Raw genomic sequence first — 23,431 nt, 5'->3', positions numbered from 1 at the left:
GTCACGAACCGTTTTCTCTGCCCCGCGCTATAATAATGCGTAAAAAAAGCAGCCCCTCGCTGGTGGATTTATTTATCGGACCCCATACGCACAGCGTGCGCCGGATAAACACGCAGGCCCATTGACGGCGCGGCGCTGCAGAGACGATCGCCGCGGGCGCGTTATTCTCGGCAAAGCCTGAGTACGACCGCAGTCATTAATGGCCCGTGGCGCCATGGCTATTTAATCGCGCCATGACAAAGTGCAGCGCAATAAACCCGACCTCATCATGGCTAAGCGCTAGACTAAAATATTGGGTGATCAGCGATTTCACCTGCAGTCCCAGCGCGAACTCACGCGGATAGCGCCCGATAATTTCCCGTAAAAGTGCATTGTGAATAACGGCCCCTCGCCGATGTCGCTCAATGGCGCAATAGCAGTACTCTGCCAAGGCGCTGGCGAGCCCGGCCTGCAATTTACCCTGGCCAGTATAAACCGATAAAATAATGCGCTCGCAGGTGGCTATAGCATCCAGGGGAAGGTGTAGAATCATGTCATGAGGTCTGCAGCTTAGTCTATTACACTGAAGCGCAAAGATTTTCTCTATTCTACCCTCATCCAGGATATCCCCTACGCACTGATGAAAAGCAAGGCCTCGCCCCATCATCACCAGCTCGCGCTGCCGGCTATCCAGCGCCAGCACCACATTATTATTCAGGATTTTGGCAATGCGCATCATCATCCCCCGGGCGCGCTCCCGCCGCCGTCGATAGGCCGGCACGGCGACAAGACAAAAAAAACCTGACCTTTGACGTCATCGCCAACGATCAGGTTTTGCCTGCAGGTGCAGTAACAATCCAGTGTTTTAGTATTGTAATTGCACCTATAATAACTTCAACCGGCTTAATAAAAAAGTGTGAAGCCGATGGGTAATTTATCGCTATATTAGCGTCACCTTAATACTTCCCCAATAACTCATAAATTAAATAAATCTCTGTATTGTAAAAGCGATGCGGCTATGGTTGGCGATCACCGCGCCGACCTATATCAACAGAGATAATCATAATGCAATTAAGTATGGTGAAAGGGAATTCATTATCGGCGTAATCTCTCTATCCAACCAACGCATAATAAGCCGGCGTTCACTGACGATGCGATCGCCGCGGCGTCAGCGCCGGTGCCTCTCGCCACACGGTCGTCCAGCCGATGGCGTCGAGTACAGATCATCTGTCAGAAACAGATAGTATTACCCTGTAATATATAAATTAATCGCCAAATCCGGCCTAAAAGGCAGTATATACATCTAATAAAACGCGCTTAATTGTCGATTCCTATCTTAATGATAGGTTATCCCTGCATCTATCGTTGACACTTATCAAATATCGACGCGAGACCACCCTGCACTATGGGCGCGTCGGTTCGCCGACATTTGTCGGCTGCCTCCGCAGCCGTATTGACACTCTCAAAAGGAGTTTTGTAACAATGAAAAAAATAACGAAATGGGCGGGAGGCATCGTCATTGCCGGTCTCGCCTGCTACTTAGGGTTGGTCGGCTATGTCTATAATCATGACAAACAGCGTAATACCGTACCGAGTGAACCGGCAAGTTCACCGCTTAATGCGCAGGTATTGGGGATACTGAGCGAAAAAGGCTGTGACTACTGCCATACACCATCGGCTAATTTGCCGTTTTACGCCAGCGTTCCCGGCGTGAAACAGCTGATGGAGTATGACATGTATCAGGGATATAAGGCGTTCAACCTGACTCCCCTGCGCGAAAGTCTGCTGAAGCCCTCCCCGTGGAAAACCGCCAGCGGCCAACCACCGACCCTGACGGATCTCAATAAGCTGGAATGGGTGGTTCAGCATCAAACCATGCCGCCAACCCGCTATACCGCGATGCACTGGGCCGGTCGGATGTCGCAGGCCGATCGCGATACGCTGCTGACGTGGGTGGATGAGCAGCGTCAAAAATACTATGCAACGCCGGATATGGCGCCCTCGCTGCGCAATGAGCCGATACAGCCGATCCCTGAGTCTTTACCGGTCAACGCAGAAAAAGTCGCGCTGGGATTCCGTCTGTACCACGATCCGCGCTTATCCAGCAATGACACCGTGGCCTGCGCCCACTGTCACCAGCTGGGCGCCGGTGGCGTCGATGGGCGGAAAACATCGCTCGGCGTCGATGACCAGGTTGGCCCCATCAACGCGCCAACGGTGTTTAACTCTGCGTTCAACATCGCCCAGTTCTGGGATGGACGTGCGGCAACCCTGCAGGATCAGGCCGGTGGGCCACCGCTGAATCCGATCGAGATGGCGTCCACATCGTGGGAGCAGATCATCGATAAGCTGAATCAAGATCAGGCATTTAAGCAGGCGTTCCTCAAGGTATATCCGCAGGGCTTCAGTGGAAAAACCATCACTGACGCCATCGCCGAGTTTGAGAGGACCCTGATTACGCCAAACTCCGCGTTTGACCGCTACCTGCGCGGCGATAGCAGCGCGCTCACGACCCAGCAGCAGCGTGGCTATCAGCTATTTAAAGATAACCGCTGCGCAACCTGCCACGCCGGCGTGGCCATGGGGGGAGAGTCTTACGAGCCACTCGGGCTGATCAAGGCATATCCGTTTGGCGAAATGACCAGCGCGGACATCGGTCGGATGAACGTCACCCAGGATCTGCGCGATAAGCTGCGCCAGAAGGTACCGACGCTGCGTAACGTTGAGCTGACCGGGCCCTACTTCCACCGTGGCGATGTGCAGACGCTGGATGAGGCTGTGAAGCAGATGCTGCGCTATCAGGTCGGCGTCACCCTGCCGCAAAGCGATGTCGACGATATCGTGGCCTTCCTGAAGAGCCTGAACGGTGTCTATACGCCGTACCCGATGAACACGGCCGCCGCAGAAGCTCCGGCGACGCCAACGACGGAGACGGCCCATCCGTAGCCGTTGAGGTAAAAGCAAACGGGCGTGCACAGTGCACGCCCGTTTTAGTAACGTCTGCTCTCCGCGCGCGGCGTCAGTCCAGCGCGGACAAATCGATATAGCGTGCCAGCGCTTTTTCCTCTGGGCGGTACAGATAGGGAATCTCTCCCAGCTGCGGCGCCGGCAGCTTCTGCCTCAGAGCATCAATGGTTTCAGCATAGTGCGACAGGCCGGGGTTAATCCGGTTTGCAATCCAGCCGACAAACGGCAGGCCATCATTAATAATGGCCTGGGCGGTCAAGATGGCATGGCTGATACAGCCCAGCTTAATCCCTACCACCAGGATCACCGGGAGCTGCTCCTGCACAACCCATTCGGAGAGCGGGCGTAAATCCTGCATCAATACCCGCCAGCCGCCGGTTCCCTGCACCACGACATGCTGCGACTTGGCACTCAGATGCTGTAGTCCACGGCTCATAGCGCCGTAGTCCAGCGCCTCACCGGTATAGGCATTAGCTATCTCTTCGCGCAGGGTGACAGGATTGACCTCGTCATAGCTTAGCGCCATGGAGGACGCGTTGAGCAGCGTGACGGCATCTCGATTGCGGAGCCCCTGCGGGGTCTCATCACTGCCTACGGCGATAGGTTTATACCCCACCGCACTGTGCCCAGCCGCCTGAATAGCTTGTAATAACGCACGAGAAGCCACCGTTTTACCCACCTCGGTGTCGGTTCCCGTAACGAATACGCGTTTTAACATGGAATAATTACTCCGGAGAGACTCCGATTAATAATAGAAAAGCAGAACGATCTGACCGGAAGTATGCTGTGTGCCCGCGATCGCCAATAAACCAGAAAGTCTAGGCGAAGCGCTTCTCACGCGGCTTGCGTTAGCTCAAATTTTTATTTATCGCGCGGATCATTTTCTTACCCACCGCGCGAATTCACGGGAAATGAGTAACAACTCGGCAAACAAAAGCGAACAATTACCCTTGCAGCAGCTGTACCAGCAGCGAACCGTTATACAGCGCTTCTTTGACCAACGCAGCGGCAGGCATTGTACCATGATGGTGGAAATGGCTGGCTTCAACCGACAGATGCTGGGTGTAATGGGGCAGCGCCTGCTGCCGAATTGCGCTGGCAATGGAGGGGAACAAGACCTCTGCGGCCTGGTTTAGCGGTGAGCCTATCAGGATTTTCTCCGGGTTAAACAGGTTAACCATCACCGCCGCGATGCGGCCTACGCTATGGCCGACGCTATTGATCAAGTCCCGCCCCAGCTGATCTCCCTGCAGCGCGGCCTGACACAGCGCCTCAATGTTCAGCGGGCTGACCGCGTGCAGCTGTGACGACGGCGACAGCGCGAGGCGCTGCTGCGCCAGCGTCAGTATATTGCCCAGCCCGGCAATCGTCTCCAGACAGCCATGGTTTCCGCAGTAGCACTGCTTACCATAGGGATCGACCTGGGTATGCCCTATTTCAACCAGACTTTGACGGCTCCCGTTCAGCAGACGCCCTTCGCTGATCACGCCGGCGCCCACGTTATGGTCAATGACAATCTGAATCAGGTTGGCACAGCCCGCGCCGGCGCCAAACAGCGATTCGGCCATGGTCCAGGCGCAAACGTCATGCTGCAGATATACCGGCAACCCAGTATGGCGCGAGAGTTCGGCGCTCAGCGCCATGTCACGCACCTCGGCATAGTACGGCATCCGGTGTACGATCCCTTGGGCGGCGTTGATTAACCCCGGCAGCGTGATGGCAATCGCCGTCAGACGCTCTAACTGATGCTGGTGGCGGGTAAAAAACAGATCGATCTCGGTCACGATGCGGGTCAGCAGCGGCAGTTCCCCCTGCGCCGGCAGCGCGAGCTCATCTTCGGCGACCAGCGCCCCGCTCAGATCGCGCAGCGCCAGCGTCATGGTGCCCAGCCCAATCCGCACGCACAGATAGTGCCAAGAGGCGGTATCCAGCGTAAGCCCCACGGCAGGACGCCCGCGGCTGCCGGGCTCCTGGAACTCCGTCTCCTGCACCAGGTGAGCCTCAAGCAGCTCACGCACGATTTTGGTGATACTGGCGGGAGCCAGCTGTGCGCGTTTTGAAAGCTCAATGCGCGAAATGGGGCCAAAACGATCGATAAGGCGGTAAACCGCCCCAGCATTTATCTGCTTGATTTGATCAATATGCCCCGGCTGACCGTCAGCAATCACTACTGCTACTCCCAGTTATTTTTCGCGCTTCAAAATAAATCTTACCGGGTATGGTGGGTATTTTACAAAAAGGCGTCAACCATTTGATTAGTTATGTGATTAAGTGCACAAATACTTACCCATTCGGTGGGTTTTCCAGCATGGCTGGCGCCACCATGGCGTCGGAGGATGGCGCGGTCAGCAGCGCGATCAGCGCATTGGCCTGTGCGCTCAGCGGACGCTGGCGGTGGTAGGCGAGCCACACCTCGGTATAGGCGTCGGGCTCATCCAATGCGCGATAACACACACCGTCCACCTGAATACGGGTATAGGAGGCCGGCAGAATAGAGACGCCCAGCCCCGCCGAGATCAGTCCGACGATCGTCATCGCCTCGCCGACCTCCTGCGTAATATACGGCACAATGCCGGCCCTCTTCAGCAGCGACAGCAGTTCATCGTACAGCGCCGTACCATCGCCGCGGGAAAAAAAGACAAAGGGTTGGTCGGCCAAGTCGCAGAACTTCAGCGCCTGCCCCCGCTGCGCCAAAGGATGATGACGGTGTAAAACCGCAACCAGCGGCTCGCGCTGCAGCACCCGGTGCGTCAGCACGCCGGGCAGTTGGGTATTGCGCAAGATGCCGATGTCCAGCTTTCCCTCAACCAACGGTTCGATCTGCTGCTTGGTATTGAGCTCGCGCATTTGCAGATGCACCTGCGGATAGCGATGGCGGTAGGCGAATAGGCTGTGCGCCACCCGGGGAATAAAGGGGACCGAGGAGGTAAAGCCAATGGTCAGATCCCCGGTCTCCCCTCGATGTGCTCGAGCCGCCTTTTCTGCCGCCTGCTCCAGCTGGCCAACGATGGCATAGCACTCTTTCAGAAAAAGGCTCCCCGCCTGCGTCAGACTGACGCTGCGGTTGGTGCGCATCAGCAGACAGGCGCCCAGCTCACGCTCCAGCGCCTGGATCTGCTGGCTCAGCGGCGGCTGGGAGATATTCAGCCGCTCCGCCGCCCGGTTGAAATGTCGCTCCTCGGCAACGGCGATAAAGTACTTTAGATGACGAATTTCGATGCGCATGGCCATTGATACTTTAAATATATTATTGGTTCTTATTAATATATTAGACATTCAGCAGGCGTAATTCTATGCTCGCTATCATGCAGCCTAGTTCCGCGTCGACATCGCAGATCGTGATGCGGCCTACGCTGACTCTCTGTGTGCCCCGTACAAGGATATTGTGTGAATACCTCCCCGGCTGAAGCCGCGCCGGATACCGTCTCTCCGGCATCCACCGCCATCAGCGATGGCCTTACTGGTAAACCCCCTTTTATCACCCGCGACCGCCCCGATTTTAAGCGGGTCACGCTGGCCCTGTTTTCAGCGGGGCTGGCCACCTTTGCCCTGCTGTACTGCGTACAGCCCATCCTGCCGGTGCTATCGCAGGATTTCGCCATCACGCCGGCGACCAGCAGCCTATCGCTGTCGGTGTCCACCGCCATGTTGGCCATCGGGCTGCTGTTTACCGGCCCGCTCTCCGATGCCATCGGACGTAAAAATGTCATGGTCACGGCGCTGCTGCTGGCGGCGATCTGTACCCTGATCTGCGCCCTGATGAGCAGCTGGGATGCCATTCTGGTGATGCGAGCCCTGGTGGGGCTAGCCCTGAGCGGCGTCGCGGCCGTGGCCATGACCTATCTCAGCGAAGAGATGGATCCTTCGGTAGTCGCGTTCTCCATGGGGCTGTACATCAGCGGAAACTCGATCGGCGGCATGAGCGGCCGACTGATCAGCGGCGTCCTGACGGACTACTTTTCCTGGCGGGCCACCCTGGCCGTTATCGGGCTATTTGCGCTGTGCGGCGCGCTGATGTTCTGGAAGATCCTGCCGCCCTCGCGCCATTTTCGCCCGACCTCTCTGCGCCCGCGCAACCTGCTGCTCAATCTGCGCCTGCACTGCCACGATCGGGGGCTTCCGCTGCTGTTCGCCGAAGGCTTCCTGCTGATGGGCAGCTTTGTCACGCTGTTTAACTACATTGGCTACCGCCTGCTGGCCTCGCCCTATTACCTTAGCCAGGCTATCGTCGGCGTACTGTCACTGGTCTATATCAGCGGCACCTACAGCTCGCCCAAGGCCGGGGCGATGACCGCGCGCTTTGGCCGGGGCCCGGTGCTGAGCGTCGCGATCATCATTATGCTGCTGGGGCTGCTGATCACCGCCTTCTCCGCGCTGTGGCTGGTGTTTATTGGCATGGTGCTGTTTACCACCGGCTTCTTCGCCGCCCACTCGGTGGCCAGCAGCTGGATCGGACGCCGAGCGCGCCGGGCCAAAGGTCAGGCCTCCTCGCTCTATTTGTTCAGCTACTACGTCGGCTCCAGCGTCGCCGGGACGCTGGGCGGAGTGTTCTGGCACAGCCACGGTTGGAACGGTATCGTCATCTTCCTGGTCGTCATGCTGCTGCTCGCCTGGCTGCTGGGCCGGCGGCTGCAGCGTCTTCCTGAAGCCGCTCCCCTCTCATAACGCCCTCGCCGGGCGGCCAAAGGGCGGCTCGGCGAGATCGGTTACTTGAGACGCAAGCGCACCGGCTCAGGTATTGCGAGGGCCAATGTAGCCGGAAAGCGCATTGTCCCTGCTTCAGCACGGAGTGAAGAACGGCTACCTACGGTGACGACACGTATTAACGCCGGGGCGAGTCGCCGAGCCCTTGCACAAAAATTTACGTCCTCCCGCCGCCTCTGATCCAACGAAAGCAGGAAAGCTATCATTCTGGATAATTTGTGGATATCGATACCGCCTCAAGACACCCGCGGTGGCGGTCTGCTCAGAGCGTGACGTGGGCATTGGTTACCCACAAGGCCAGGGGAAACCGTCAGTCCGGGGAGTCCCCTTCATCTAAGCCCCTCTACACCTATCGGTACGCGTCATCCTACGTATTTTAGCCCGCCGCTCCCGGCACCAAAGTCTGAGTTCATCCCCGCCCGTCGAGGCGCCGTCATCCTGGTTGGCTTACGTTGCTCACCGTTCATACGAGGGTAAGGGGAAAATGCGTTGCCGCAGATGGCGCGGTGTGTCATAGTCAAATGTATGTTGTAACTAATAAGGGCTTGTCTTCTTTATGTCCACCAGCAGCGTCATCGAACGACTTCATCTCTGCTTCCGTCAACTGGAGGAGGCGCTCGCTCATACCGACCACCAGCTGGCCGCCCTCACTCCGCTGCAGGCGCAAATCTTTGCGCTGCCGGAGATAGAAAAAGGCAAAGAGCATGAGGAGATCCGCCGCATCGCCGTCACCCCCTGCGCCGCCGACGAGGCCTTTGACGCCGGACGCCGCCACTTTCGCCGCCTCTTCCTCCACCACCACAGCCAGCACGTCAGCAGCAAGGCCGCGGTACGCCTGCCCGGCGTGCTGTGCTATCAGGCCACCCCCTCACAGCGCAGCGCGCTGCGCGACGCGATCGAGCGGGTCAACCGCTACAAACGGCAGCTGGAGCAGATCATCGCCGTGGAGACCGGCCTGCCGCCGGAGCAGCGTTTTGAATTTGTCCACCGCCAGCTCAAAGGACTGTTGACCCTCAGCGCCTACCGCACCCTGACGCTACTGGACGACCCCAGCAGCGTCGGCTTCGGCTGGGCAAACAAGCAGGTGATCAATAATCTCAGTCGCGCCGAGGTGCTGACGCGCCTGGACAAGAGCCTGCGCGCCGGGCGCGCCGTCGCCCCCTATACCCGCGAGCAGTGGACGCAGCGCATTCTGCAGGAGCGAGATACCCTGCTGGCGCTGCCCGAGGATGTCAAACTCAAAATTCGTCGTCCGGTCAAGGTTCAGCCGATTGCCCGCGTGTGGTACAGCGCCATCCAGCGTCAGGTGCAGCACCCGTGCAGCATGCCGCTGATCGCGCTGTGCGAATCCGCCGAGCTGGCGCCGCGCATCGGCACCCTGGCCGACTACGACGCCGATAACATCGCGCTGCGCCATCGCCCGCGGGCCAAGCAGCTGATCCCGCTGATCCCCCGGCTGCACCTGTACCGTGAGGTCGATGGGCAGGGAAACTAAGCGTGACATTGTCACAAATCAGTCGCCCTGTGCGACACTCCCCACCATCTGCGCGGGTTGAACCCATTGGTCAAACGCCTGCGCGCTAACGTAGCCGAGCGCCAGCGCCGCCTCCCGCAGCGTCGTCCCCTCTCGGTGCGCCCTCTTGGCGATCTCTGCCGCCCGATCGTAGCCGATGTGCGGGGCCAACGCCGTCACCAGCATCAGCGAACGCTGCAGCAGTTCATCGATACGCTCCCGATTCGGCATCAGTCCCTGCGCACAGTGCTGGTTAAAGCTCTCCATACCGTCGGCTAACAGGCGCAGCGACTGTAAGACATTGTGGATCACCAGCGGACGAAAGACATTCAGCTCAAAGTTACCGGAGGCGCCGCCGATATTCACCGCCGTATCATTCCCCAGCACCTGCGCGCACACCATGGTCAGCGCCTCACACTGCGTCGGGTTGACCTTCCCGGGCATGATGGAGCTGCCCGGCTCATTCTCCGGCAGCCTCAGCTCCCCTATCCCACAGCGAGGCCCAGAGGCCAGCCAGCGCACGTCGTTGGCTATCTTCATCAGGGAGCAGGCCAGCCCCTTCAGCGCACCGTGTCCCTGCACCAGGGCATCACAGGTCGCCAGCGCCTCGAACTTATTGGGGGCGCTGACGAACGGCAGACCGCTCTGTTCGGCGATCTGCGCGGCGACGCGCTGGGCAAAGCCCGGCGGCGTATTCAGCCCGGTTCCGACCGCCGTTCCCCCCAGCGCCAGCTCGTACAGGTGCGGCAGCGCGTGGCGGATATGTTGCCCGCTATGCTCCAGCATCGCCACCCAGCCGGAGATCTCCTGCCCCAGCGTCAGCGGCGTGGCATCCTGCAGATGGGTGCGTCCAATCTTCACAATGGAGGCGAAGCACTGCGCCTTATGCCGCAGGGTATCGCTCAGTTGGGCGATCCGCGGCAGCAGATCGCGTTCAATGCCCAGCACCGTCGCCACGTGCATCGCCGTTGGAAACACATCGTTGGAGCTTTGGGCACTATTGACGTCATCATTGGGATGCACCAACCGCTGCTCGCCGCGGACCCCCCCCAGCAGCTCACTGGCCCGGTTCGCCAGCACTTCGTTCATATTCATATTGGTCTGCGTACCGGATCCCGTCTGCCAGACCGACAGCGGAAACTCCCCGGCGCGCTGACCGTCGATAACCTCCTGCGCCGCCAGCATAATGGCGTCCGCCTTCTCCGGCGTCAGGCGCCCGGCCTCTCTGTTGACGCGCGCGGCGCACAGCTTGACCAGCGCCAGCGCCGTAATCAGCGCCGGCGGCATCTTTTCTACCGAGATACGGAAATGCGCCAGAGAGCGCTGCGTCTGGGCGCCCCACATCCGTTCCTGAGGAACCTTCACCTGTCCCATCGCGTCGCTCTCTATACGCATCGCCGTCATCGTCTCTCCTCGATTTTCCGTTGGCCCATCGCCCGCGCGGTGAAAAATTAATCGCTGTTTTTTCAGTATACTTCCTTATCAATGACCTCATTGTGAATGCCTTCGCCATTTAGATGATCAATCCCCTTGCCGAGGCGGGGGCTGTTCCTGTTTACTGAAGAAAATTCACGTTTCACTGACTCGCGGAACCGATAGATGCAAAAGATGATCAATGCCATACAGCACTATGCCTGGGGCAGCCACGACGCGCTGAGTAACCTCTATGGCATCGCTAACCCCGATAACCAGCCGATGGCCGAGCTGTGGATGGGGGCCCACCCGCTGAACAGCTCTCGGGTGCAGGATGCGCACGGCGCCGAGCAAAGCCTGCGCGATCACATCGCCGCCGATCCACGCGCTCAGCTGGGCGATGCCGTCGCCCGCCGCTTTGGCGAGCTGCCGTTTCTGTTCAAGGTGCTGTGCGCCGCCCAGCCGCTCTCCATCCAGGTACATCCCAATAAGCGCGCCGCCGAAGCCGGCTTTGCGCGTGAGGAGGCCGCCGGCATCGCGCTGAATGCCCCGAACCGTAACTACAAGGACGCCAACCATAAACCGGAGCTGGTGTATGCGCTGACCCCCTTTGCGGCGATGAACGGCTTTCGCGAATTCGACCAGATAGCCGCCCTGCTGCAGTCGCTAGCCGATGCCCACCCGGATATCGCCGGTTTTATCGCGCACCCGAACGCCGACACGCTGCGAACCCTGTTTGCCAACCTGCTCAATATGCAGGGCGAGGAAAAAGCCCATGCGCTGCGCCGCCTGCGCGAGGAGATGGCCCACCAGCAAGGCGTTGTCTGGGACACCCTGCGCACCATTGCCCCGATTTACCCGGATGACAGCGGCCTGTTCTCCCCGCTGCTGCTGAACGTGATCGCGCTGGCGCCGGGCCAGGCCATGTTCCTGGATGCCGAAACCCCCCACGCCTATCTGCACGGCGTCGGCCTGGAGGTCATGGCCAATTCGGATAACGTACTGCGCGCTGGCCTGACCCCGAAATACATCGACGTCGCCGAGCTGCTGGCGAACGTCCGCTTCGTCGCCAAACCGCGCGATACGCTGCTGACGGCGCCGTGCACCTCTGGCGCGGAGCGCCGTTTTCCGGTGCCGGTCGCCGATTTTGCCTTTGCGGTCCATACGCTGAGCGCACAGCCGCAGCCGCTGCACCAAGAGAGCGCCGCCGTACTGTTCTGCATACGCGGAGAGGCCCGTCTGCAGCAGGGAGCACAGACGCTGATCCTGCGCGCCGGCGAGTCTTGCTATCTCAGCGCCGCCGACCGCCAGGTTTCGGTGACCGGTCACGGCGAGCTGGCGCGCGTTTTTAATCAGTTAGATTAATTTTCAACGAATTATTTGCCAATTACGCCCCCTTGCCTCCACAATAAAAACGCCTGCGGGCGTTTTTTACCTTCCGGCACCGCTGCGCTTGAAGCCGGTGCCCGATTCTGGCTACAGAAGGACAGAGTATGAAAAAATCAGCCGTCGCCGTTGCGGTCATCGTGGTATTGGGCGCAGCCTGGAGCGGCGCATCGTGGTATACCGGTAAGCTTATTGAGCAGCGTATGGACGGTGAAGTTGCCCGCCTTAACGAAAGCCTCACGCAGCGCCTGCCTCAGGCCGGCCTGAAGATCAGCTACCAGGATTACCAGCGCGGCGTTTTCTCCAGCCGGGTTCACTACATTATCCAAGCCGATCCCGCCGCCAAACAGGATGCACTGCTGAAGCCGGGCCAGCAGCTGGCGCTGAATGAAACCATCAGCCATGGCCCCTTCCCGCTGACTCACTTCTCCCTGGCGCCCAGCATGGCCGTGGTGCACAGTGAGTTGGCCAATACGCCGCTGGTCGCCCCGCTGTTTACGGCCAATAAAGGGCAGTCGCCTCTCGATGCCTATACCCGGATCGCCTATAGCGGAGATAACCGCTCCGAGATAACCCTGCTGCCGCTCTCTCTGCAAGCGGGCGAGAATAAAATCGACTTTGGCGGCGCACAGATTAAGGCCGATATCGCTCGCGATCTCAGCCGAATGGATCTGGCGGCGGATGCCAAGAGCCTGAGCATCGACGCCCCGAACGGTGGGCAGCGTGAAACCCTGTCGCTGACCGGCGCCACCTTTACCACCCACAGTAAGATGGGCAAGTTCGGCCTGAATGTCGGTGAACAGCAGATCGCCGCCAAGCGACTGAGCCTGTCGGTCGATGGCAAAGAGAGCACCGCGCTGGACGATCTGGCGATGGACGCCAGCCTGAAAGAGGGTGAGCGTACGCTGGACGCACGGGTGGACTATCGCCTGGGCGCGCTGCAGATCGATGGGAAAGCCTTCGGCGGCGGCGCCATGACGCTGAATCTGAACGGGTTCGATGGCCATGGCGTGAAAGGGTTTGCCGATGAGTACAATGCCTTTATCAGCCGACAGATCAGTAGCGGCAACAGCAGCGACAGCATCGCCTATCAGCAGCAGCTGACCCGCATGCTGGATGCCGCGCTACCGACCCTGCTGAACGGCAACCCCCAGATCGAACTCAAGCCGGTCACCTGGAAAAACAGCGCCGGCAGCAGTCAGTTTGACCTGAGCCTGTCATTGGGCGTACCGGCCAAGACCGAGGCCGCCGCGGCGCTGCCACCGCTGCTGCAGGCCGTCCGTACGCTGGATGTCTCCCTCAACCTCTCCATGCCGATGGCGACGCAAATCGCCGCCAATGCGGCCGAGCTCGAGGGCTACCAGGCCGATGAGGCACAAAAGCTGGCGGCACAGCAGGTGCAGGGCGTCTCCGCCATGGGCCAGATGTTTAAGCTGACGACGCAGCAGGATAACGCGATCGTCAGCCAGCTGCACTATGCCGACGGTCAGGTGACCCTGAACGGTAAGCCGATGACCCTGGCCCAGTTCGCTGGCCTGTTTGGCGTGCTTGGCGGTATGGATTCGGCGCCCGCTGGCGCACAGTAATCCTCCCCGGCACCCGCGATAACGCCCGCCGCTCGGCGGGCGTTTTTCTTCCCATCCCCGCGTCGCGCACACCACTGTATATATACACAGTATTACAGCAAATCGAGACATCCGTTGATTTTTAGTGATGTTGATCACACTTTTATGTAATGAGATAGCGCTTTACATCGCGTTATTTTTATACTGTTGCGCACTTTACGCAAAATAACTGAGAGTGCCCATCATGATCGATTCGCGTTTTCCCCTGACCGACCTGCACCGCCATCTTGATGGCAATATCCGACCGCAAACCATTTTAGCGCTGGGGCAACAGTATCAGCTGGCGCTGCCGGCGAACGAGCTGGAGGCCCTGCGCCCCCACGTCCAAATCAGCGATACGGTGCCGGATCTGGTCAGCTTTCTGCAGAAGCTGGACTGGGGCGTCGCCGTTCTGGCCACCCTGGACGCCTGTCGCCGGGTTGCTTACGAAAACGTTGAAGATCTGAAGCGCGCAGGCATCGATTATGCCGAGCTGCGCTTTTCTCCCTACTACATGGCGCAGCGCCACGGCCTGCCGCTGCAGGGGGTGGTTGAAGCCATCATTGACGGCGTCCGCGCCGGATCGCGCGACGTCGGCGTTCCGGTCAAGCTGATTGGGATCATGAGCCGCACCTTTGGGCAGGAGGCCTGCCGCCAAGAGCTGGAGGCGCTGCTGAGCTGCCGCGATCAGATCGCCGCGCTGGATCTGGCCGGTGACGAGCTGGGCTTCCCGGGCGATCTGTTTATGTCGCACTTTACCCGGGCGCGTGACGCGGGGTGGCACATTACGGTACACGCCGGCGAAGCCGCGGGGGCGGAAAGCATCTGGCAGGCTATCCGCGAGCTGGGTGCCGAACGCATTGGCCACGGCGTGAATGCGATCCAGGATCCGCGCCTGATGGATTATCTGGCGGAGCACGCTATCGGCGTGGAGTCCTGCCTCACCTCTAACCTGCAGACCAGTACGGTGCCCTCGTTGGCACAGCATCCGCTGAAGCATTTCCTGCAGCACGGCATTATCGCTAACCTCAATACGGATGACCCGGCGGTCGAAGGAATTGAGCTGCGTCACGAATATCAGACGGCCGCCCCGGCGGCGGGGCTGAGCGCCGAGCAGATCCGCCAGGCGCAGTACAACGGCCTGACCATGGCTTTCCTGAGCCCGGCGGAGAAACAGGCGCTGCGCGACGCCAAGCAGGCGGGCTAACGTCCCCCAGCCCCAGCGCGCCATGGGGCCTCGCTATTCAGCGCGCGCCTGACCGCCGCGGGCGTAGCGCTGGGCCAGCCAGGCACAGACCATCAGCTGCAGCTGGTGAAAAATCATCAGCGGCAGCACCATCATTCCGACGGCCGCCGCCGGAAACAGCACATTGGCCATCGGGATACCATTGGCCAGGCTTTTTTTAGAGCCGCAGAACACAATGGTTATCTCATCGGCCTTATCAAATCCCAACGCCCGGGCGACGACGGTGTTAATCAGCAGCACAATCGTCAGCAGCAGGCAAGAGACCAGCACGATCACCCCGAGCGAGACGGCGTCAATACGCTGCCAGATCCCCTCGATCACCGCCTCACTGAACGCGGTATAGACCACCAGCAGAATCGATGAGCGGTCGGTTACATTGATCAGGCGCCGGTGACGGGCCACCCAGGCCGCCGTCAGCGGACGCGACAGATGCCCCAGCAGGAACGGCAGCATCAGCTGCAGCACAATCGCGCCGATCGCGTGCAGGCTATCGATATTGTCGCCCTGCGTATGCATCAGCAGCCCCACCAGCAGCGGCGATAAAAACACCCCCAGCATACTGGAGGCCGAGGCGCTGCAGATGGCCGCCGCCACGTTGCCGCCGGCCATCGAGGTATAGGCAATGGCCGACTGTACCGTCGCCGGCAGCGCGCACAGATACAGAAAGCCCAGATAGATAGCCGGGCTCATCAGCGCCGGCACCAGCGTCCCCAGCCCCACCCCCAGCAGGGGAAACAGCGCGAAGGTGCTCAGGAAGACCACGAGATGCAGCCGCCAGTGGCCGATGCCGGCGCCGATCGCCTCGCGCGACAGCTTGGCGCCATGCATAAAAAACAGCAGCGCGATGGCCGCCGTCGTCAAGTGACCAAACAGGGTCTTGGCTTCACCGCGACAGGGAAACAGCGATGCCAGCAGCACCACCAGGATCAAGACCAACAGAAATGGATCAATGCGTAAACGCCGCAGCCAGGACATAACACCGGTTTCCTTGTCAATCGATGGGATCGCTCCCATCATAACGGGGTTTCCCCCTGCTGCCACGCCCCCTGTTACAGACCCTGACAAAATCCCCGCCGCCGCGGCGGGCTGAATGGCGTCGTTGCCATCAATATTTCATAAATTTGTAATCCATGTCACTAATATCTCTCTGGACTCATTAGAATAATTGCTGAATACTGTTTTTTATTATACATATCCATTTCGAACAATGACCAAAATATGAACGTTGACGAATTCCTGCACAAATTCCGCAAAGTGAATAATAGCGACAGTCTGGAAAAACTTTTCGACCATTTAAATTATTCTCTGCAAGATGAACGCGACATTATAAATATGTATCGCGCCGCCGATCATCGGCGCGCCGAGCTGGTCAGCGGCGGGCGCCTATTTGACGTAGGCTGCGTGCCGAAAGAGATTTGGCACTATGTCGTCTAGAATGAGCTGCGCCGCGCGCATCGATCGTTTGTCCGCGCGCGGCGGACAGGGTTTTCCCCTCCCCAGCGCGCCCGCCTCTCGCTGAGCCCGACGCCGTTGTCTCAACTACGCAGAGCAGGCCACAGGAATAGCGGGCGGCGGACGCCCCGGATAGGGAAAATGAATTTAAATTAGGTTATCTGAATTATTCCATCCGGTTAATCGTTTACCTCGCCTTTTCTATTAACGCTAACAACGATGCAAATTACGCGTAAATACCCGGCGACGCCGCGGCTATCCCCCTATCCTCGCCGTATTCAGCGGCATGATAAATCAGCCAGCCTTATAAAATAGTCCACTCTGGCGGCGCAGCCTATTTTTTATCCTGTCCGGCGCCGTTTTCCCCCGCCCTGTCACAATATTTCGACATTTAGCGGAGCAAACGTTTGCGCAGTGTGGCATAGTACGCACCCGAGCCCGTCCAGGCGTATAATCGATGCCGCTCAGCCCACTTAGCGGCCTGCTGCCGGCAGCGCCTGTGTTTACTCTGTCTATGTAAAGGATCACGACACGCCATGATATCCCGCTGCGAACCGATGCCTTCATCTCAGCCTGCCCTGCAGCCGATCGCCGCCGTTGCCGCCCGAATCGGCATCGCCTCTGAAGCCCTGATCCCCTATGGCCACTATGCGGCCAAGGTGGATATGCGGAAGCTCACGCCCCGCCCGTCCCGCGGTAAACTGATCCTGGTCTCCAGCATCACCCCCACGCCGCTCGGCGAAGGGAAAACCGTTACGACCCTCGGCCTGAGCCAAGGGCTGAACCATCTGGGGCACAGCGCCATCGCCTGTATCCGCCAGCCCAGCCTCGGCCCGGTATTCGGCGTCAAGGGCGGCGCCGCCGGCGGCGGTGCGTCGCAGGTGCTGCCGATGGAGCAGCTCAATCTGCACCTGACCGGCGATATTCACGCTATCAGCGCCGCCCATAACCTGGCCGCGGCGGCGCTCGATGCCCGTCTGTTCCATGAGCAGCGCCTGGGCGACGCGTTCTCCGACCAGAGCGGGCTGCCGCGTCTGGATATCGACCCCCAGCGCATCGTCTGGAAGCGGGTGATGGATCATAACGATCGGGCGCTGCGCAGCATCGACGTTGGCGTCGGCGGCGGCAATAACGGCGTGCCGCGCCACGATGGCTTTGACATCAGCGCCGCCTCGGAGCTGATGGCCATTCTGGCGCTCTCCGAGAGCCTGGCCGATATGCGTCTGCGCATCGGTAAGGTGATCCTGGCCTATTCCCTGCAGGGCGCGCCGATCACCGCGGAGGATCTGCAGGTTGCCGGTGCCATGACCGTCGTGATGAAAGAGGCGATCCACCCGACCCTGATGCAGAGCAGCGAGCAGACGCCGGTGCTGATCCACGCGGGCCCCTTTGCCAATATCGCCCACGGCAACTCCTCTGTGCTGGCCGATAGACTGGCCCTGCAGCTGGCCGACTATGTGGTCACCGAGGCGGGCTTTGGCTCCGACATGGGCATGGAGAAGTTCTTCAATATCAAATATCGCCAGTCGGGGATCGCCCCCTCCTGCGTGGTGCTGGTCGCCACGCTGCGCAGCCTGAAAGCCAACAGCGGGCAGTTCAATATGAAGCCGGGACAGGCGCTGCCGGAAGAGGTCAAGCAGCCGAACGCCGATCTGCTGCGCGCCGGGTGTGAAAACCTGGGCTGGCACATCGCCAACGCCCGCCGCTACGGTCTGCCGGTAGTGATCGCCGTCAACCGCTGGCCGGAGGATACGCCGCAGGAGCTGGCCATACTGCGCGACTATGCGCTGAGCGCCGGCGCCTTCGGCGTCGAGTTCAGCGAAGCCTTTGCCCTCGGCGGGCGCGGCGCGGCGCGCCTGGCGGCCTGTGTCACCGACGCCTGCAGCCAGGCGGCCCAGGTCACGCTGCTGTATCCGGACGAGATGCCGCTGGCAGACAAGCTGCAGACCCTGGCGCACAGCTACGGCGCCAGCCACGCCGAGCTGACGGCGCAGGCGCAGCAGGAGCTGGAGGCGCTGGCGCAGGCCGGCTTTGGCCACCTGCCGCTGTGCATGGCGAAGACTCCGCTCTCCATCAGCGCCGATCCGGCGTTGAAAAATGCCCCGCGCGACTTTGTGCTGCCCATCCGCAGTCTGCAGGTCTCCGCCGGCGCCGGGTTTATTCGCGCCTACGCCGGTAACATCATGACGATGCCGGGGCTCAGCACCCTGCCAGCCTACCGCCACATCGATATCGACGCCGACGGCAATACCGTTGGCCTGAGCTAACGCCGCCCCCCGATCCCTGCCCCCTCCGGCGCCGGGATCGGGTATACTCCCCCGCATTCGCCCTTTTATCCGGTATTGCATACGATGAAAACTGACCGTATCGGCGGCTGGCTGTTTGCGCCATTGGCCTACATGATCCTCTCTCTCTTCTCCTCCAGCCTGATGCTGGTGCTGTTCATCATGACGCTGCTGCAGCACGGCGGCGGCGGACGCCTGTGGGCCCACGGCGGCACCTTTTCCTCTCAGTGGGGGCTCTCTCTGCTCATTACTCTGGGAATATGGTGCTTCTCCCTGCACGTACTGCGCCTGTTTTTTAAGCGTTCGCGGCGCTTCCCCAAGCATTTCATCGCCTGGCTGCTGGTCATGCTGCTGCTGGCGCTGAAGTCGTTCGCCTTCTCGCCGATCAGCGATACGCTGGCGCTGCGCGGGATCATCACGCCGCTGCTGGCCGCCGCCGTGTTTGTTCCCTATATCAAGCGTTCGACCCGCGTGCGCCAGACATTTATTGAGCAATAGCGCCAATTTACGCCGTCGACGCCGCCCTTATCGTGGGTAATTTGCGCAAATCGCAATAACCCTACGTTTGATCTGTTGTCGTCAGCCGGTTAAACCCCGATAATACAGCGGTTTCATCTTCCGGCTGATCTTTCTGCTTTGTAGGTTTTGTGTGATGACCGATTACCTGTTGTTGCTGGTCGGCACCGTCCTGGTCAATAACTTCGTCCTGGTTAAATTTCTCGGCCTGTGCCCCTTTATGGGGGTATCGAAAAAGCTTGAGACGGCGATGGGCATGGGACTGGCAACCACCTTTGTACTCACCCTGGCGTCCGTTTGCGCCTGGGCCGTAAACCAGTTTATTCTGGTGCCGCTGGGGCTGACCTATCTGCGCACCCTGACCTTTATTCTGGTCATCGCCGTCGTGGTACAATTCACCGAGTTGGCGGTGCGTAAAACCAGCCCGATTCTATATCGTCTGCTGGGCATTTTTCTGCCGCTGATCACCACCAACTGCGCGGTGCTCGGCGTGGCGCTGCTCAACGTCAACCAGTCGCACAACTTTCTGCAGTCGGCCGTGTACGGGTTTAGCGCCGCCGCCGGCTTCTCGCTGGTGATGGTGCTGTTTGCCGCCATCCGTGAACGATTGGCGTTGGCCGACGTACCGGCGCCGTTTCGCGGCGCGTCCATTGCCCTCATCACCGCCGGGCTGATGTCTCTTGCCTTTATGGGCTTTAGCGGATTGGTGAAATTCTAATGTCTTCATTGTGGATAGCGATCGCCGCCGTCAGCGCCATCGCGCTGGTGTCCGGCCTGATCCTGGGATTTGCCGCCCGTCGTTTTCAGGTGGAGGCGGACCCCATCGTAGAACGTATTGACGCCCTGCTGCCGCAGAGCCAGTGCGGCCAGTGCGGTTACCCTGGCTGCCGCCCCTATGCCGAAGCCGTCGCCAACGGCGAAAAGATCAATCGCTGTGCGCCGGGCGGCGATGCGGTAATGCGTAATATCGCCGCCCTGCTGGCCGTCGACCCGCAGCCGCTGGAGGGTGAAAATGCCCAGAGCGAGCCTCAGCGCCAGGTCGCGCTGATCGACGAGGCCAACTGCATTGGCTGCACCAAGTGTATTCAGTCCTGTCCGGTCGACGCCATCGTCGGCGCGACGCGGGCGCTGCACACCGTTATCAGCGATCAGTGCACCGGCTGCGGCCTGTGTCTACCGCCCTGCCCGACGTCGTGTATCCAGCTGGTGCCCGTACCCACCACGACCGCCACCTGGAAATGGGATTTGCAGACCATTCCCGTACACATTCTGGAAGTTGAGCGCCATGTTTAAGCTGTTCGCCGCACTGCGTAAAGAGAGACTGTGGGACTTTAAAGGGGGGATCCACCCCCCTGAGATGAAGCAGATCTCCAGCGAGATCCCGCTGCGCCGCATTCCGCTGCCGAATCTGCTGATCATTCCGCTGCAGCAGCACCTGGGACCCGAGGGGGACCTCCTGGTCAAGGTCGGCGAACGGGTCTTGAAAGGCCAACCGCTCACCCGCGGCAATGGCCGCACCCTGCCGGTACACGCGTCGACCTCCGGCACCATCAGCGCCATCTCGCGCCAGGTGACCGCACACCCCTCCGGCCTGCCCGAGCTGTGCATCAGCCTGGTTCCCGACCAGCAGGAGCGCTGGGGAGAGCGTCACCCGCTGCCCGACTATCGCGCCCTGACGCCCCCGGCGCTGATCGACCATATTCATCAGGCCGGGATCGCCGGGCTCGGCGGCGCCGGTTTCCCGACGGCCGCCAAGCTCAACGGCGGCGCAGATCGCATTCATACCCTGATCATCAACGCCGCCGAGTGTGAGCCCTACATCACCGCCGACGATCGCCTGATGCGCGAGCACGCCGCGGACATCGTCACCGGCTGCGCGATACTGAGCCACATTCTGTCGCCAGAGCGGGTGCTGATTGGCATCGAAGACAATAAGCCGCAGGCGATCGCCGCCCTGCGTCAAGCGTTACAGGGTCACGAACAGATACAGCTGCGGGTGATCCCCACCAAATATCCCTCCGGCGGGGCCAAGCAGCTGATCAAGATCCTGACCGGCATGGAGGTTCCCCACGGCCAGCACTCGGCCTCCATCGGCGTGCTGATGCAAAACGTGGCGACGGTCTACGCCATCAAGCGCGCCGTCATCGACGGAGAGCCGCTGATCGAGCGCGTGGTCACCCTGACCGGCGAGCAGATGCATCGCCCGGGGAATGTCTGGGCCGCCATCGGTACGCCGGTGAAGCATCTGCTGCAAAACGGCCGCTTTATTGCGCAGAACAAACACCCGATGGTGATCATGGGGGGCCCGCTCATGGGCTTTACCCTGTCGCGCCTCGGCGTCCCAGTGGTCAAGATCACCAACTGTATTCTGACGCCTTCGCGCGATGAATTCAGCGCGCCGCAGGCGGAGCAGCCCTGTATTCGCTGCGGCGCCTGCGCCGACGTCTGCCCCGCGCGCCTGCTGCCCCAGCAGCTGTACTGGTACAGCCAGGGCAAAGAGCACGATAAGGCGCGCGACTACCATCTGCAGGAGTGCATCGAGTGCGGCGCCTGCGCCTATGTGTGCCCCAGCAATATTCCGCTGGTGCAGTATTATCGCCAAGAAAAGGCCGAGATCCGCGCGTTGGACGATGAGGCCCGACGCGCCGCCGAGGCCAAGGCGCGCTTTGAGGCGCGTCTGGCGCGCCTGGCGCGGGAAAAAGCGGCGCGCGAGCAGCGTCACAAACAGGCGGCGGTCAGCGTCAGCAGCAGCGATCGGGAGGCCATCCAAGCCGCGCTGCAGCGCATTAACCTGCGTAAAGCGGGCCCGACCGATGATAGCGACGCCGCCGTAGACGCCGCCATCGCCCGCGCCAAAGCTAAACAGGCCGCGGCGAGCGAAACCGATGCCCCGAACACCGCGCCGCCGGCGGCAGACAATACGCCGGACGACCCGCGCAAGGCCGCTATCGCCGCTGCCATCGCCCGCGCCAAGGCCAAGCAGGCCGCGGCGAACGAGACCGACGTTCCGAACCCCGCGCCGCCGGCGACAGACAAGGGTGAAAGCCCTCGCCGTCAGATCTCCCGGGCTACGCTGCAGGCAGCCTACGCGCCAGGATCCGACGCGGATACACCGGCATCCTCGGAGAGAGAGACGCCGGCGTCCGATCGCCAGGCGGCGATTGCGACGGCCATCGCCCGGGTAAAAGCCCGCCAGGCGCTGGTCAACGGAGAGGCACCCCAGCCCACCGCTCCGTCCACCCCCACGGATGCGCAGAAAGCGGCCGTCGCGGCCGCTATCGCCCGCATTAAGGCAAAGCAGGCGTCCGCAGCGCCAAGCGAGGAATAAATGGCCTTCAGAATCGCCAGCTCCCCCTTTACCCACAACCGTCAACACACCGCACGGATCATGTTCTGGGTCGTCGCCGCCGCGTTACCCGGCATCGCCGCCCAGATCCACTTTTTTGGCTATGGCACGCTTATCCAACTGGCGCTGGCGATCGTCACCGCCTGCCTGTGCGAAGCGCTGGCGCTGCGTCTGCGCCGACGCCCGCTCAGTACGCTCGGCGATAACTCCGCGCTGCTAACCGGGCTGCTGCTGGGCATCAGCCTGCCACCGCTGGCGCCCTGGTGGCTCGTCGTGCTCGGCAGCGCCTTTGCCATCATCATCGCCAAGCAGCTGTACGGCGGACTGGGACAGAATCCCTTCAACCCGGCCATGGTCGGCTATGTCATGCTGCTGATTGCCTTTCCGGTGCCTATGACCACCTGGCTGCCGCCGCAGAGCCTGCTGAGTCAGCCGCTGGATTTCAGCCATACCCTATTACAGATCTTCGGCGGTCACGCCGCCGATCTGCACGCCCTGCTGAGCGTGGACGGCGTGAGCTCCGCCACGCCGCTCGACAGCGTGAAGACCGGGCTGCGCAGCGGCCAGACGCTGACGGAAATCTTCTGCCAGCCCATCTGGCAGGGCGAGCTGGCCGGTTTAGGGTGGCAATGGGTCAACGCGGGATTCCTGCTCGGTGGCCTGCTGCTGCTGCTGCGCCGCATTATTCACTGGCAGATCCCGCTCGGCTTCCTGGCCGCCATGGCGCTGTGCGCCGCGCTGGGCAGCGGGCTGGCGCCGCAGAGCATTGCGCCGCCGCTGACCACCCTGTTCTCCGGCGCTACCATGCTGGGCGCGTTTTTCATTGCCACCGATCCGGTCACCGCCGCCACCACCCCGCGGGGGCGCCTGATCTTTGGCCTGCTGTGCGGCGTGCTGGTCTGGCTGATCCGCACCTACGGCGGCTACCCCGACGGCGTCGCCTTTGCGGTACTGCTGGCCAACATCTGTGTGCCGCTGATCGACCACTACACCCAGCCGCGCGTTTATGGGCATCGCTAA

19 protein-coding genes are annotated in these 23,431 nt (G+C 60.8%); 13 read left to right on the top strand and 6 right to left on the bottom strand.

From position 1 onward, the window contains the following. Positions 1-196: 196 nt before the first annotated feature. Entirely contained in the window at positions 197-721 is a 525-nt protein-coding gene (locus tag BRD58_RS09010; protein WP_052219211.1) for a CAT RNA binding domain-containing protein, read from the bottom strand. Positions 722-1,461: 740 nt separating this feature from the next. Here BRD58_RS09010 and BRD58_RS09005 point away from each other — a divergent pair. Continuing rightward, positions 1,462-2,925: a cytochrome-c peroxidase gene (locus BRD58_RS09005; protein WP_069578621.1), complete on the top strand. Its 1,464-nt coding sequence runs from the start codon at positions 1,462-1,464 to the stop codon at positions 2,923-2,925. Positions 2,926-2,998: 73 nt separating this feature from the next. Here the strand turns inward: BRD58_RS09005 and bioD are convergent, their stop codons facing one another. From bioD to BRD58_RS08990, 3 genes are all read right to left on the bottom strand, one after another. Beyond that, positions 2,999-3,664, bottom strand: coding sequence for a dethiobiotin synthase (gene bioD, locus BRD58_RS09000; protein WP_012848556.1), 666 nt, complete (start codon positions 3,662-3,664; stop codon positions 2,999-3,001). A 226-nt stretch (positions 3,665-3,890) separates the two neighbouring features. Beyond that, positions 3,891-5,114: a sugar metabolism global transcriptional regulator Mlc gene (mlc, locus tag BRD58_RS08995; RefSeq protein ID WP_012848555.1), complete on the bottom strand. Its 1,224-nt coding sequence runs from the start codon at positions 5,112-5,114 to the stop codon at positions 3,891-3,893. A 115-nt stretch (positions 5,115-5,229) separates the two neighbouring features. Beyond that, positions 5,230-6,171 carry a LysR family transcriptional regulator gene (locus BRD58_RS08990; RefSeq protein ID WP_041692854.1) on the bottom strand — a complete coding sequence of 314 codons (942 nt, stop codon included), beginning with the start codon at positions 6,169-6,171 and terminating at the stop codon, positions 5,230-5,232. 219 nt (positions 6,172-6,390) lie between these two features. Here BRD58_RS08990 and BRD58_RS08985 point away from each other — a divergent pair, with 219 nt between their 5' ends. Both BRD58_RS08985 and tus read left to right on the top strand, forming a co-directional pair. Next, positions 6,391-7,611 (top strand): MFS transporter, encoded by a 1,221-nt coding sequence (locus BRD58_RS08985; protein ID WP_225857743.1) that lies wholly within the window; start codon positions 6,391-6,393, stop codon positions 7,609-7,611. A 595-nt stretch (positions 7,612-8,206) separates the two neighbouring features. Then, positions 8,207-9,145, top strand: a complete 939-nt coding sequence (gene tus, locus BRD58_RS08980; RefSeq protein WP_069578619.1) for a DNA replication terminus site-binding protein — start codon at positions 8,207-8,209, stop codon at positions 9,143-9,145. An 18-nt stretch (positions 9,146-9,163) separates the two neighbouring features. Here the strand turns inward: tus and fumC are convergent, their stop codons facing one another. Then, complete coding sequence (fumC, locus tag BRD58_RS08975) at positions 9,164-10,567, bottom strand: class II fumarate hydratase (RefSeq protein WP_015461472.1); 1,404 nt, start codon at positions 10,565-10,567, stop codon at positions 9,164-9,166. A 195-nt stretch (positions 10,568-10,762) separates the two neighbouring features. Here fumC and manA point away from each other — a divergent pair, with 195 nt between their 5' ends. The 3 genes from manA (at position 10,763) to add (ending at position 14,773) form a co-directional block, all read left to right on the top strand. Continuing rightward, positions 10,763-11,941, top strand: a complete 1,179-nt coding sequence (gene manA / locus BRD58_RS08970) for a mannose-6-phosphate isomerase (protein ID WP_012848549.1) — start codon at positions 10,763-10,765, stop codon at positions 11,939-11,941. Positions 11,942-12,069: 128 nt separating this feature from the next. Next, positions 12,070-13,548: a YdgA family protein gene (locus BRD58_RS08965; RefSeq protein WP_069578618.1), complete on the top strand. Its 1,479-nt coding sequence runs from the start codon at positions 12,070-12,072 to the stop codon at positions 13,546-13,548. Between the two features lie 223 nt (positions 13,549-13,771). Further along, positions 13,772-14,773 carry an adenosine deaminase gene (gene add / locus BRD58_RS08960; protein ID WP_012848547.1) on the top strand — a complete coding sequence of 334 codons (1,002 nt, stop codon included), beginning with the start codon at positions 13,772-13,774 and terminating at the stop codon, positions 14,771-14,773. 33 nt (positions 14,774-14,806) lie between these two features. On the opposite strand, the gene BRD58_RS08955 is transcribed toward add, so the two are convergent. Beyond that, on the bottom strand, positions 14,807-15,787 hold the full coding sequence (locus tag BRD58_RS08955; RefSeq protein ID WP_012848546.1) for a bile acid:sodium symporter family protein: 981 nt from the start codon (positions 15,785-15,787) through the stop codon (positions 14,807-14,809). Between the two features lie 243 nt (positions 15,788-16,030). Between BRD58_RS08955 and ydgT the strand changes: the two genes are divergently transcribed. The 7 genes from ydgT to rsxD all read left to right on the top strand — a co-directional run bounded on the left by ydgT (position 16,031) and on the right by rsxD (position 23,431). Then, a complete protein-coding gene (ydgT, locus tag BRD58_RS08950; protein ID WP_015461470.1) occupies positions 16,031-16,246 on the top strand; it encodes a transcription modulator YdgT in 216 nt (71 codons plus the stop codon). Positions 16,247-16,800: 554 nt separating this feature from the next. After that, the gene (locus BRD58_RS08945) at positions 16,801-18,531 is read left to right on the top strand and encodes a formate--tetrahydrofolate ligase (RefSeq protein WP_012848544.1); all 1,731 of its coding nucleotides are present in this window, start codon (positions 16,801-16,803) and stop codon (positions 18,529-18,531) included. Positions 18,532-18,615: 84 nt separating this feature from the next. Then, positions 18,616-19,047 carry a DUF2569 domain-containing protein gene (locus BRD58_RS08940; protein WP_015461469.1) on the top strand — a complete coding sequence of 144 codons (432 nt, stop codon included), beginning with the start codon at positions 18,616-18,618 and terminating at the stop codon, positions 19,045-19,047. A gap of 154 nt (positions 19,048-19,201) precedes the next feature. Further along, a complete protein-coding gene (gene rsxA, locus BRD58_RS08935; protein WP_015461468.1) occupies positions 19,202-19,783 on the top strand; it encodes an electron transport complex subunit RsxA in 582 nt (193 codons plus the stop codon). Next, positions 19,783-20,358, top strand: coding sequence for an electron transport complex subunit RsxB (rsxB, locus tag BRD58_RS08930; protein WP_012848541.1), 576 nt, complete (start codon positions 19,783-19,785; stop codon positions 20,356-20,358). Before rsxA ends, rsxB begins: the two co-directional genes overlap by 1 nt. Beyond that, positions 20,351-22,393: an electron transport complex subunit RsxC gene (gene rsxC / locus BRD58_RS08925; protein ID WP_073382427.1), complete on the top strand. Its 2,043-nt coding sequence runs from the start codon at positions 20,351-20,353 to the stop codon at positions 22,391-22,393. Before rsxB ends, rsxC begins: the two co-directional genes overlap by 8 nt. Further along, positions 22,394-23,431: an electron transport complex subunit RsxD gene (rsxD, locus tag BRD58_RS08920; RefSeq protein ID WP_069578615.1), complete on the top strand. Its 1,038-nt coding sequence runs from the start codon at positions 22,394-22,396 to the stop codon at positions 23,429-23,431.

This window comes from Edwardsiella piscicida (assembly GCF_001896205.1).
GTDB lineage: Bacteria > Pseudomonadota > Gammaproteobacteria > Enterobacterales > Enterobacteriaceae > Edwardsiella > Edwardsiella piscicida.
The sequence above is the reverse complement of the archived record's forward strand: the minus strand, read 5'-3'. Positions and strand labels throughout refer to the sequence as shown.

What these genes read in the sequence shown, in the direction of transcription:
- BRD58_RS08940 (WP_015461469.1), top strand. Translation starts at nt 18,616, where the DNA reads ATGAAAACTGACCGTATCGGCGGCTGGCTGTTTGCGCCATTGGCCTAC.
- manA (WP_012848549.1), top strand. Translation starts at nt 10,763, where the DNA reads ATGCAAAAGATGATCAATGCCATACAGCACTATGCCTGGGGCAGCCAC.
- tus (WP_069578619.1), top strand. Translation starts at nt 8,207, where the DNA reads ATGTCCACCAGCAGCGTCATCGAACGACTTCATCTCTGCTTCCGTCAA.
- rsxD (WP_069578615.1), top strand. Translation starts at nt 22,394, where the DNA reads ATGGCCTTCAGAATCGCCAGCTCCCCCTTTACCCACAACCGTCAACAC.
- BRD58_RS09005 (WP_069578621.1), top strand. Translation starts at nt 1,462, where the DNA reads ATGAAAAAAATAACGAAATGGGCGGGAGGCATCGTCATTGCCGGTCTC.
- add (WP_012848547.1), top strand. Translation starts at nt 13,772, where the DNA reads ATGATCGATTCGCGTTTTCCCCTGACCGACCTGCACCGCCATCTTGAT.
- rsxC (WP_073382427.1), top strand. Translation starts at nt 20,351, where the DNA reads ATGTTTAAGCTGTTCGCCGCACTGCGTAAAGAGAGACTGTGGGACTTT.
- fumC (WP_015461472.1), bottom strand. Translation starts at nt 10,567, where the DNA reads ATGACGGCGATGCGTATAGAGAGCGACGCGATGGGACAGGTGAAGGTT.
- bioD (WP_012848556.1), bottom strand. Translation starts at nt 3,664, where the DNA reads ATGTTAAAACGCGTATTCGTTACGGGAACCGACACCGAGGTGGGTAAA.
- BRD58_RS08945 (WP_012848544.1), top strand. Translation starts at nt 16,801, where the DNA reads ATGATATCCCGCTGCGAACCGATGCCTTCATCTCAGCCTGCCCTGCAG.
- BRD58_RS09010 (WP_052219211.1), bottom strand. Translation starts at nt 721, where the DNA reads ATGATGATGCGCATTGCCAAAATCCTGAATAATAATGTGGTGCTGGCG.
- ydgT (WP_015461470.1), top strand. Translation starts at nt 16,031, where the DNA reads ATGAACGTTGACGAATTCCTGCACAAATTCCGCAAAGTGAATAATAGC.
- BRD58_RS08955 (WP_012848546.1), bottom strand. Translation starts at nt 15,787, where the DNA reads ATGTCCTGGCTGCGGCGTTTACGCATTGATCCATTTCTGTTGGTCTTG.
- BRD58_RS08965 (WP_069578618.1), top strand. Translation starts at nt 12,070, where the DNA reads ATGAAAAAATCAGCCGTCGCCGTTGCGGTCATCGTGGTATTGGGCGCA.
- rsxA (WP_015461468.1), top strand. Translation starts at nt 19,202, where the DNA reads ATGACCGATTACCTGTTGTTGCTGGTCGGCACCGTCCTGGTCAATAAC.
- BRD58_RS08990 (WP_041692854.1), bottom strand. Translation starts at nt 6,171, where the DNA reads ATGCGCATCGAAATTCGTCATCTAAAGTACTTTATCGCCGTTGCCGAG.
- rsxB (WP_012848541.1), top strand. Translation starts at nt 19,783, where the DNA reads ATGTCTTCATTGTGGATAGCGATCGCCGCCGTCAGCGCCATCGCGCTG.